This is a genomic window from Longimicrobiaceae bacterium (genome assembly GCA_035936415.1).
Lineage (GTDB): Bacteria > Gemmatimonadota > Gemmatimonadetes > Longimicrobiales > Longimicrobiaceae > JAFAYN01.
Genome location: DASYWD010000155.1, coordinates 1 through 9,787, shown reverse-complemented (window position 1 = coordinate 9,787; position 9,787 = coordinate 1). Strand labels below are relative to the sequence as shown.

At 72.6% G+C, this 9,787-nt stretch carries 8 protein-coding genes; all 8 read left to right on the top strand.

Annotation, left to right across the window (positions count from 1 at the left end; all coding sequences use genetic code 11):
• On the top strand, window positions 1-1,430 hold a 1,430-nt coding region (locus VGR37_06015), incomplete at its 5' end, for an amidohydrolase (protein HEV2146935.1).
• A complete protein-coding gene (locus tag VGR37_06010; protein ID HEV2146934.1) occupies window positions 1,427-2,179 on the top strand; it encodes an NAD-dependent deacylase in 753 nt (250 codons plus the stop codon). The genes VGR37_06015 and VGR37_06010, both read left to right, overlap by 4 nt.
• Window positions 2,180-2,551: 372 nt before the next feature.
• A complete protein-coding gene (gene pyk, locus VGR37_06005; protein HEV2146933.1) occupies window positions 2,552-3,970 on the top strand; it encodes a pyruvate kinase in 1,419 nt (472 codons plus the stop codon).
• Window positions 3,971-3,983: 13 nt separating this feature from the next.
• Complete coding sequence (locus VGR37_06000; protein HEV2146932.1) at window positions 3,984-4,760, top strand: MBL fold metallo-hydrolase; 777 nt, start codon at window positions 3,984-3,986, stop codon at window positions 4,758-4,760.
• Window positions 4,761-4,796: 36 nt separating this feature from the next.
• Complete coding sequence (locus tag VGR37_05995) at window positions 4,797-6,215, top strand: glucose-6-phosphate isomerase (GenBank protein HEV2146931.1); 1,419 nt, start codon at window positions 4,797-4,799, stop codon at window positions 6,213-6,215.
• Between the two features lie 107 nt (window positions 6,216-6,322).
• On the top strand, window positions 6,323-7,222 hold the full coding sequence (locus VGR37_05990) for a M48 family metalloprotease (GenBank protein ID HEV2146930.1): 900 nt from the start codon (window positions 6,323-6,325) through the stop codon (window positions 7,220-7,222).
• Window positions 7,219-8,151: a diacylglycerol kinase family protein gene (locus VGR37_05985; protein HEV2146929.1), complete on the top strand. Its 933-nt coding sequence runs from the start codon at window positions 7,219-7,221 to the stop codon at window positions 8,149-8,151. The genes VGR37_05990 and VGR37_05985 overlap by 4 nt, the downstream gene beginning before the upstream one ends.
• 466 nt (window positions 8,152-8,617) lie before the next feature.
• A partial coding sequence (locus tag VGR37_05980; protein ID HEV2146928.1) for a multicopper oxidase domain-containing protein occupies window positions 8,618-9,787 on the top strand: 1,170 nt, incomplete at its 3' end.

Genomic DNA, 9,787 nt, shown 5'->3' with positions numbered 1-9,787 from the left:
TGGATGCGCTGGGCGACGCCGTGGTCACCCCGGGCCTCACGGACGCGCACGTGCACCTGACCGCCTGGGCGCTGGCCCGGCGGCGGGTGGAGCTGCACGATGCGCGCACGGCGGAGGAGGGGGTGGCGCGCGTCGCGGCCGCGGCGGGGAGCGGCTCCGGGTGGATCCAGGGGCTGGGGTGGGACGTGCACCGCTGGGGCAGCCTCCCCACGCGCGAGATGCTGGACCGCGTCGCTCCGGACCGCCCCGTGTACCTGGAAAGCCACGACATCCACGCCGCCTGGCTGAACTCGGCGGCGCTCCGGGCGTGCGGGATCGACGCCGCCACCCCGGACCCGGAGGGCGGGACGGTCGTGCGCGACCCGGCCACGGGCGAGCCCACCGGGGTCCTGCTGGAGCACGCCAAGCGGCTGGCCGTCCCCTTCCTCCCGGAGCCCTCGCGCGAGGAGGTGCGCGACGCGCTCCTGGACGCGCAGCGCGAGACCCACCGCCTGGGGATCACCGGGGTGCACTCGGTGGAGCAGCCCAGCGGGCTCGCCGACTTCCGCGACCTGGAGGAGCGCGGGCTCCTCCGCCTGCGGGTGCTCCAGGCGATCGGCCTCTCCTTCCTGGACGATGCCATCCGCCTGGGGGTGCGGAGCGGCTTCGGCGGGGAGTGGATCCGGACCGGCGGGGTGAAGATGTTCCTGGACGGGGCGCTGGGCTCGCGCACGGCGCTGATGCGCGAGCCGTACGAGGGATCCGCCGACGACCGGGGGATCGAGACGCTCCCGCTCGCCGACTTCCGCGAGGCGGTTCGCCGGGCGGCGGAGGCGGGGATCGCCAGTACCGTGCACGCCATCGGCGACGCGGCGGTGGAGCGGGCGCTGGAGGTGCTCGGGGCCGCGCCGCGCGTGGCGGCGATGCCGCACCGGATCGAGCACCTGCAGCTCTGCCCGCCGGAGCTGTGGGGCGCGGCGGCGCGCTCCGGGATCGTGGCCTCCATGCAGCCCGTGCACCTGTTGAGCGACGTGTTCCCGGCCGAGCGGCACTGGGGCCACGCGCGCTCGCGCGGCGCCTACGCCTTCGCGCCGCTCCTGCGGGCGGGGACGACGCTCGCCCTGGGCTCCGACGTGCCCGTGGAGACGATCGACCCGCGCCCCGGCCTCTTCGCCGCGATGAAGCGGGTGAGCTGGGACGGCGAGCCGGAGGGCGAGTGGTACCCGGAGCACCGCCTCACCGCGGAGGAGGCCGTGCGTGGCTACACGGAGGGCCCCGCGCTCGCCGCGGGCGAGGCGGACCGCCGGGGCCGGCTCCTCCCCGGCTACGACGCGGACCTCGCCGCCTGGGACACCGACCCGCTCGCCGCCGCGCCGGAGGAGCTGCGCACCATGCGCTGCGTCCTGACCATGGTGGCCGGCGAGGTCGTGCACCGGGAGGGCGGGGGATGACGCCCGAGGGGATGGAGCGCGCCGTCCGCTGGCTGGCGGAGGCGGAGCGGGTGGTGGTCTCCACGGGCGCGGGGATGTCGAAGGAGAGCGGGATTCCCACCTTCCGCGACGCGCAGGAGGGGCTCTGGGCGCGCTACGACCCGGAGGAGCTGGCCACGGAGCGCGGCTTCCGCGCGGACCCGCGGCTGGTGTGGAGCTGGTACGCGGGCCGGCGGGAGCGGATCCTGGCGTGCGAGCCGCACGCCGGCCATCGCGCCCTGGCGGCCCTGGAGGCGCTCCTCCCCTCGCTCACCGTGGTGACGCAGAACATCGACGGCCTGCACGCCCGCGCCGGCTCCACCGACGTGATCGAGCTGCACGGGAGCATCCGCAGGGCGAAGTGCCTGGACGCGCACCACCCCTTCACCGGCGAGATCCCTACCGGCGAGGGCGACCCGCCCCCCTGCCCCCGCTGCGGCTCGCCGCTCCGCCCGGACGTGGTCTGGTTCGGCGAGGTGCTCCCCGCCGACGCCGTGGAGCGCGCCTGGGAGCTGGCCGGGACGTGCGACCTGATGCTGGTGGTGGGGACCTCCGGGATGGTGTACCCCGCCGCGGAGCTGCCGCGCGTGGCGAAGCGAGCCGGCGCGCGCGTGGTGGAGGTCAACCCGGAGCCCAGCGGGATCACCCCGGTGGCCGACCTGTTCCTGCGCGGCGCGGCGGGTGCGGTACTGCCGGAGCTGGTGGAGCGGCTGCGGCGAGCGGGGGAGTAGGCCCCCTCACCCCCCGGCCCCCACTCCCCCGCAAGCGGGAGAAAGGGGGAGCAAGACAAAAGCCCCTCTCCCGCTTGCGGGGGAGGGGTTTGGGGAGGGGGCCCGCGTGAGGGATGCGAGCCCGAAGGGGCGAGACCGGCGTAGTTTGCCGGGCTCGCCGCCGTTGGACACGGTCGTTTCGTGTCCTACGGCGCCGCAGCCCGACCCCGGCGCCAGCCGGGGGCACGCCAAACCCCGCCGTAACAAAAAAGCACCTCCCCCTTGCCGCTCCCCGGCACCGCGGGCACTATACGCGGCTCCCCGCGACGCCACCCGGTGCACGGCCCGGTCCTTGCCGCGTCGCGCGGGTCACCGAACGCCTGCTGCCGAGACATGATCCGACGCACGAAGATCGTCTGCACGCTGGGCCCCGCCTCCTGGTCGCGCGAGCGAATCGACTCGCTGATCGCTGCCGGGATGGACGTGGCCCGGATCAACTTTTCCCACGGCGAGCTGCCCCGCCACGCCGAGACCATCCGCAACGTCCGCGAGGCCGCGGCCGCGGTGGGGCGTCCGGTGGCGGTCCTGGGCGACCTGCAGGGTCCCAAGATCCGCGTCGGCGTTCTCCCCGAGCCGGTGGAGCTGAGCCCGGGAGACGCCGTGGTGTTCGCGCCGGAGGGGGAGCACGGGCCCGGCGAGCTCCCCACCACCTTCACGGAGCTGGCGCAGGACGTGGAGGTGGGCGACGTGGTGCTCCTCGCCGACGGGCTGATGGAGCTGATCGTGGAGGACGTCTTCGCGCCGCGGGTGAAGATGCGCGTCATCCACGGCGGGACGCTCTCCTCCAACAAGGGGATCAACCTCCCCGGGACGCGCGTCAGCGTCCCCTCGCTCACCGAGAAGGACCTGCGCGACCTGGAGTTCGCGCTGGAGCAGGGGGTGGACTACCTGGCCCTTTCCTTCGTGCGCTCCCCGGACGACGTCCTCGACCTGCTGCGCCGCATCCCGGAGGGCGGGCCGCTGGTGGTGGTGAAGGTGGAGAAGGGGCTGGCGCTGGAGAACCTGGAGCCGATCATGGAGGTGTCCGCCGCGGCGATGGTGGCCCGCGGCGACCTGGGGGTGGAGCTGCCGTTCGAGCGGGTGCCGCTGGCCCAGAAGCGGATGATCCAGCTCGCCAACTTCACCAGCCGGCCGGTCATCACCGCCACGCAGATGCTGGAGTCCATGATCGAGAACCCGCGCCCCACCCGCGCGGAGGCCTCGGACGTGGCGAACGCCATCATCGACGGCACCGACGCGGTGATGCTCTCGGCCGAGACGGCCACGGGGAAGTTCCCGGTGGAGGCGGTGAAGTCGATGGTCCGCATCGCCCAAGAGATCGAGGACTCGCACGTGATCCAGGGCGGGCCGCACTACGACATCCCGCTGCTGCGCCCCGCGGACGGGTTCACCCCCACGGAGCGCGCCGTGGCCGCCGCGACCGCGGAGGCGGTCCGCCGGCTGAACGCGCCGCTGATCCTCAGCTTCACCAGCAGCGGCTCCACGGCGCGGGTGGTGTCCTCCTTCCGCCCGCCGGTCCCCGTCCTGGCGGTGACCGACTCTCCGCGCACCTACAATCAGCTCGCGCTGGTGTGGGGGGTGATCCCGGTGCTCTGCGAGCCGAAGGCCACCTTCGAGGAGATGCAGGCGTGCGGCAAGCACGAGGCGCTCAGGCGCGGCCTCGCCCAGAAGGGCGACCGCATCGTGCTGACCGCCGGGTACCCCATGCACGTGCCGGGGACGACCAACCTGCTGCAGGTGGAGGTGCTGTGAGAAGCGGGGCCCCGTGAAGCTCCGCTTCCTGGGGACGGGGACGTCGTTCGGGGTGCCCGTGGTGGGGTGCGGGTGCGGCACCTGCACCTCGGCGGACCCGCGCGACCGCCGCACGCGGCACGGGGTGCTGCTGGAGGAGGGCGGGCGGCGGCTCCTGGTGGACACGCCGCCGGAGCTGCGGCTGCAGCTCGTGGGGGCGGGGGTGGGGCGTGTGGACGCGGTCTGGTACACCCATTGCCACGCCGACCACGTGCACGGGGTGGACGACCTGCGCGTCTTCTCGGTGCGCCGCGACCGGCCGCTCCCGGTGTACGCCGCGGAGGAGTGCGTGGCGACGCTGCGCGACCGCTTCGCGTACGTGTTCGACCCCGCCATCCGCCCCATCGAGGGGACCACCAAGCCCGAGGCGGAGCTGGAGGCCTTCCGCCCCTACGAGGAGGTGGAGGTGGCGGGCTTCCGGATGCTCCCGCTCCCGGTGCCGCACGGGCTGGTGGAAGCGTACGGGTTCCGCGTGGGCGACCTGGGGTACGTGACCGACGCCAAGCGCCTCCCCGACCGGACCCGCGACGCGCTGCGCGGCGTGCGCGTGCTGGTCCTCAACGCCCTCTGGCGCGGCAATCCCCACCCCACCCACTTCACGGTGGAGGAGGCGGTGGAGGCGGCGCTGGACATCGGCGCGGAGCAGACGTTCCTGACGCACCTGAGCCACAGGGTCAGGCACGCGGAGCTGGTGGCGGAGCTGCCCGCCGGGATCGGGCCGGCGTACGACGGGTTGGAGGTGGAGATCTGAATTCCTGACCGTTTACAGCGACAGCACGGAACAGCCATGCCAGACCAGCCTCTCGTCACGCTCGACTACAACAACATGCTCGCTCCGCGCCTGGGCGGGCGCGGGATCGACCCGGCGCGGCTGGAGGCGCTGGCGGAGCGCTTCCGCGAGGTGCACGCCGACACGGAGCGGCGGAGGCGGGCGCAGGAGCTCGGGTTCTACGACCTGCCGTACGCGGACGAGGTCGTGGGCGAGATCGAGTCGTTCGCCAACGGGGCGGGGCAGGTGTTCGAGAACCTCGTCGTGCTGGGGATCGGCGGGTCGGCGCTGGGGACCATCGCCCTGCGGACGGCGCTGCTGCACCCCTTCTGGAACGAGCTGGACGACGAGGGGCGCGAGTTCTTCCCGCGGCTCTACGTTCTGGACAACGTGGACCCGGCCACCTTCGGGGCCTTCCTGGACCGGATCGACATGCGCAAGACGCTCTTCAACGTGGTCTCGAAGTCCGGGGGCACGGCGGAGACCATGAGCCAGTACCTGGTGGTGCGCGAGAAGCTGGAGGCGGAGCTGGGCGAGGGGTACCGGGGGCACCTCCTCTTCACCACCGACCCGCAGAAGGGCGTCCTTCGCCAGCTCGCGCAGACGGAGCGGATCGGCACCGTCCCCATCCCGGCCAACGTGGGCGGGCGCTTCTCCGTGTTCTCTGCGGTGGGGCTCTTCCCGGCGGCCATGACCGGGATCTCCGTGCGCGAGCTGCTGGAGGGGGCCCGGGAGATGGACGAGCGCTGCCGCAGCGCGGAGCTGCGCGAGAACCCGGCGGGGCTCTATGCGGCGCTGCAGTACCTGGCGGACACGGAGGCGGGGGCGCCCATCCACGTGATGATGCCCTACTCCGACCGGCTCCGCGACGTGGCGGACTGGTTCCGGCAGCTCTGGGCGGAGAGCCTGGGGAAGCAGCGGACGCGCACGGGCGAGGAGGTGTTCGTGGGGCCCACGCCGGTCAAGGCGCTGGGGGCCACCGACCAGCACTCGCAGGTGCAGCTCTACGTGGAGGGGCCCTTCGACAAGACCATCACCTTCCTCGTCGAGCGCGACCCGGCGGAGGACGTGGAGATCCCCTCCATCCCGCTGTACGAGGAGGTGGGGGAGCTCGGCTACCTGGGCGGGCACACGATGGGGGAGCTGCTGCGGGTGGAGCAGGCGGCCACCGAGGCCGCGCTGGCGCGGCGGGGGCGGATGAACATGACGCTCACGGTGCCACGCGTGGACGCCCGCTCGCTGGGGGCGCTCCTCTACCTGCTGGAGATCGCCACCGTGTACGCCGGCGGCTTCTACGGCGTGGACCCGCTGGACCAGCCGGGGGTGGAGCTGGGGAAGCAGCTCACCTACGGGATCATCGGGCGCCCGGGGTTCGAGGAGGCGCGCGCCGAATGGGAGGGGCGGGAGGCAAAGCGGGAGGAGTGGACGGTCGGGTAGGCGGGGCCCCGGGCAGGAGCAGCCGCTCACAGGAACCGGGGGTTTCCGGGAAGGGTACCAGGCTTCGTGTGCCTCGGACCGCAACCCTCTAGGGAACGACAACGACGATGGAGAAGCTGAGAGTCTTCGGGCTGATGACCCTGCTCACCCTGCTCCTGGTGGGGCTGGGAGGCTACGTGGGCGGGCAGGGGGGGATGGTGGTCTTCTTCGTCATCGCGCTGGCGATGAACTTCGGGATGTACTGGTTCAGCGACCGCATCGTCCTGAAGCAGTACGGCGCCCACGTCGTCCAGCCCGGCGAGGAGGGCGGGCGCTTCGACGCGCTCTACCAGATGGTGGACCGCCTGCGCCAGAACGCCGGGCTCCCCATGCCGGTCGTGGCCGTCTCGGAGCAGGCGCAGCCCAACGCCTTCGCCACGGGGCGCAATCCGGAGCACGCGGTGGTCTGCGTCACGCGCGGGATGTGGGAGCTGGTGGCGCGCGGCCACATGACCGTGGACGAGCTCGAGGCGGTCATGGCCCACGAGCTGGCGCACGTGAAGCACCGGCACATGCTGGTGGGGACCATCGCGGCGAGCATGGCCGGCGCGGTGATGATGATCGGCAACATGCTCAAGTGGGGGGCCATCTTCGGCGGGTTCGGCGGGCGCGACGGCGAGGACAACAACCCGCTCGCGCTGATCGCCCTCGCCATCCTGGCCCCCATCGCCGCCATGGTGGTGCAGATGGCGATCTCGCGCCGGAACGAGTTCGAGGCGGACGCCGGCGGGGCGAAGATCTGCGGCAAGCCGCTCGCCCTGGCGAGCGCGCTGCGCAAGATCGAGATGATCGCGCGCGGGCACCCGATGGACGTGTCGCCCTCGGCGGCGCACCTGGCGATCATCAATCCGCTGGCGGGTATGGGAGGGTTCAGCAACCTCTTCCGCACGCACCCGGAGACGGAGGAGCGCGTGGCGCGCCTCCAGCAGATCGCGGGGCGGCAGGACGTGGCCGCGCTCACCCGGTGACCCACGGCACGGGTGCCTTCGCGGAACGAACGCTCATCGTCCTGAACCCCGCCGCGGGGCAGGAAGACCCCGTCCGAGTGCGCCGCCTCCTGGGCGGCGCATTCGCCGTTCGGGGGGCCGGGTTCGACCTGGTGGAGACCGCCGGGGCGGGGGACGCGGAGCGCTTCGCGCGCGAGGGGGCCGCCCTCGGGTACCGGGCGGTGGTCGCGGTGGGCGGGGACGGCACGGTGGCGGAGGTGATCACCGGGCTGGCCGGGAGCGCGGTCCCGGTGGGGATCGTCCCCCAGGGGACGGGGAACCAGCTCGCCTGCAACCTGGGGATTCCCCGCGACGTGGAGGCGGCGGTGGGGGTGGCCGTGAACGGGGTCGCCGCGCCCATGGACCTGGGGCAGCTCTCGGACGGACGCTACTTCGCGCTGATGGCGGGGGCGGGGTGGGACGCCGAGGTGATGACGGTCGCCACGCGCGAGCTCAAGGACCGCTGGGGCTTCGGCGCGTACCTGTACGCGGGGCTCCGCATGGCTCTGGCGCCGCCCTCCGCCCTGTTCCGCATCACCGCCGACGGGGAGACGTTCGAGGTCCGGGCCGCCTCGGTGATCGTCGCCAACGTGGGGCAGATCGTCTACCAGCTGCTCCCGGTGGAGCTGCGCATCGGCCCCGGGGTGTCGTTCCGCGACGGGATGCTGGACGTGTGCATCTTCGCCCCGCGCACCCTCACCGACGTGGCCGCCGTGCTCTGGCGGGTGGCGCGGGGGCGCTACGTGGGCGACGAGCGGATGATCTACCTCCGCGCCCGCGACATCCGCATCGAGTCCGAGGTCCCGGTGGTCACGCAGGTGGACGGGGAGGTGGTGGGGGAGACGCCGCTGGCGCTGCGGGCGGTGGAGGGCGGGGTGCGGGTGCTGGTCCCCGCGGGCCTGATCCCCTGACGATCCGCCGTCGAGCCGGCGCGGGTGCCGCGCTGCCTTTCGGTAAAGTTCCACCCTTCCAGATGAGCGGCCCGTCGGGATCTCCCGACGGGCCGCTCCTGTAGCCGCAAGTGCACAGGTTCGGTGCAGGGCTGCACACGTTCCGTGCAGTGCTGCACACGTTTCTGCACACATTGTGTGCGAACTCTCCTCCCTCGCCCCGGGTGCCGTGGGCGTAAGACGCTACGAACAAACATACGTAGCGTAGGCGCCCGACCGGGAACGTGCCTTGCCCCCGGTGGCCTGGGGGAGCGCCAGTCGTTTTCGCTCCTTTGCGGGTATTTCAGGTCTGGTTTCGCGCGTTCCGGCTCCGCTGGTCGGCTGCGCCGGTGGCGGGCGCGGGAAAGTGCGGCAGCAGTACGGCACCACCGTCCGGGCACCGCAGCTGTCCCGGACGGGCAACGTCCACTTCGTTTCTGGAGGCGAGATGCACAAACGACCGAGGCGGCGCTGGGCCCGAGCGGCAGGCGTCCTCGCAGCGATGCTCGTGCCCGGCGGGCTGCTGGGGCAGACGTGCGAGCGGACCATCACGGCGGACGTCGTGGCGCTGGATCAGGCGATCTTCTACAACCGGCTGGGGGCGCACGACCCCGCCGGGATGATGTTCGCCCTGAAGCGCGACGTGGTCCCGCTCAGCGGCTCCAGTCTCGGCGCGGGCAACGTACGGCTGCGCGACGGCCTGCGCCCCCGCCCGCTGACGCTCCGGGCGAACGAAGGGGACTGCCTGAAGATCACCTTCACCAACCTCCTCTCCTCCACGCCCAAGAGCAACCAGCCGGGGACGCGTGACGCCTCCATCCACGTGATGGGGATGCAGCTCGTAGGCGGGATCGCGAGCGACGGCTCCTTCGTGGGGCAGAACGCCAGCAGCCTTGTGGCTCCGGGGGGAACGGCCACCTACACGCTCCACGCGGTGAAGGAGGGGACGTTCCTCCTCTACAGCACCGCCCAGACCACCGGGGGCGACGGGGACGGCGGCACCATCTCGAAGGGCCTGTTCGGGGCGGTGAACGTCGAGCCCAAGGGCGCCGAGTGGTACCGCAGCCAGCTCACCGCCGAGGAGATGAAGCTGGCCAGCGCCGGCACCACGGCGGGGGGGCAGCCCATCGTCAACTACGATGCGCTCTACCCCTCGGGCCACCCCCGGGCGGGGCTGCCCATCCTGAAGATGCTGCACAACGGGGAGGTGGTGCACTCCAGCCTGACCGCCATCATCACCGGGCCCAACCGGGGGCCGTTCCCCGCGGGCACATACCCGCAGGTGGTGGTCAACCGCGACCGCCACCAGCCCTTCCGGGAGGTGACGGTCATCTTCCACGACGAGCCCGGGCTGGTGCAGGCGTTCAACGACATCTTCGACGATCCGCGCTTCGAGCACACGCTGCACAGCGGGCGCGACGCCTTCGCCATCAACTACGGCACGGGGGGCATCGGCGCCGAGGTCCTGGGCAACCGCTTCGGCGTGGGCCCGATGGGGGAGTGCACGGAGTGCAAGTACGAGGAGTTCTTCCTCTCCTCCTGGGCCGTGGGCGATCCCGCCATGCTCGTGGACGTCCCCGCCGACTTCGACGGCAACGGCGACGGGCAGCCCGATGCC

Excerpts from the sequence above, each read along its gene's own strand:
- VGR37_06010 (HEV2146934.1), top strand. The coding sequence starts at position 1,427 with ATGACGCCCGAGGGGATGGAGCGCGCCGTCCGCTGGCTGGCGGAGGCG.
- pyk (HEV2146933.1), top strand. The coding sequence starts at position 2,552 with ATGATCCGACGCACGAAGATCGTCTGCACGCTGGGCCCCGCCTCCTGG.
- VGR37_05995 (HEV2146931.1), top strand. The coding sequence starts at position 4,797 with ATGCCAGACCAGCCTCTCGTCACGCTCGACTACAACAACATGCTCGCT.
- VGR37_05990 (HEV2146930.1), top strand. The coding sequence starts at position 6,323 with ATGGAGAAGCTGAGAGTCTTCGGGCTGATGACCCTGCTCACCCTGCTC.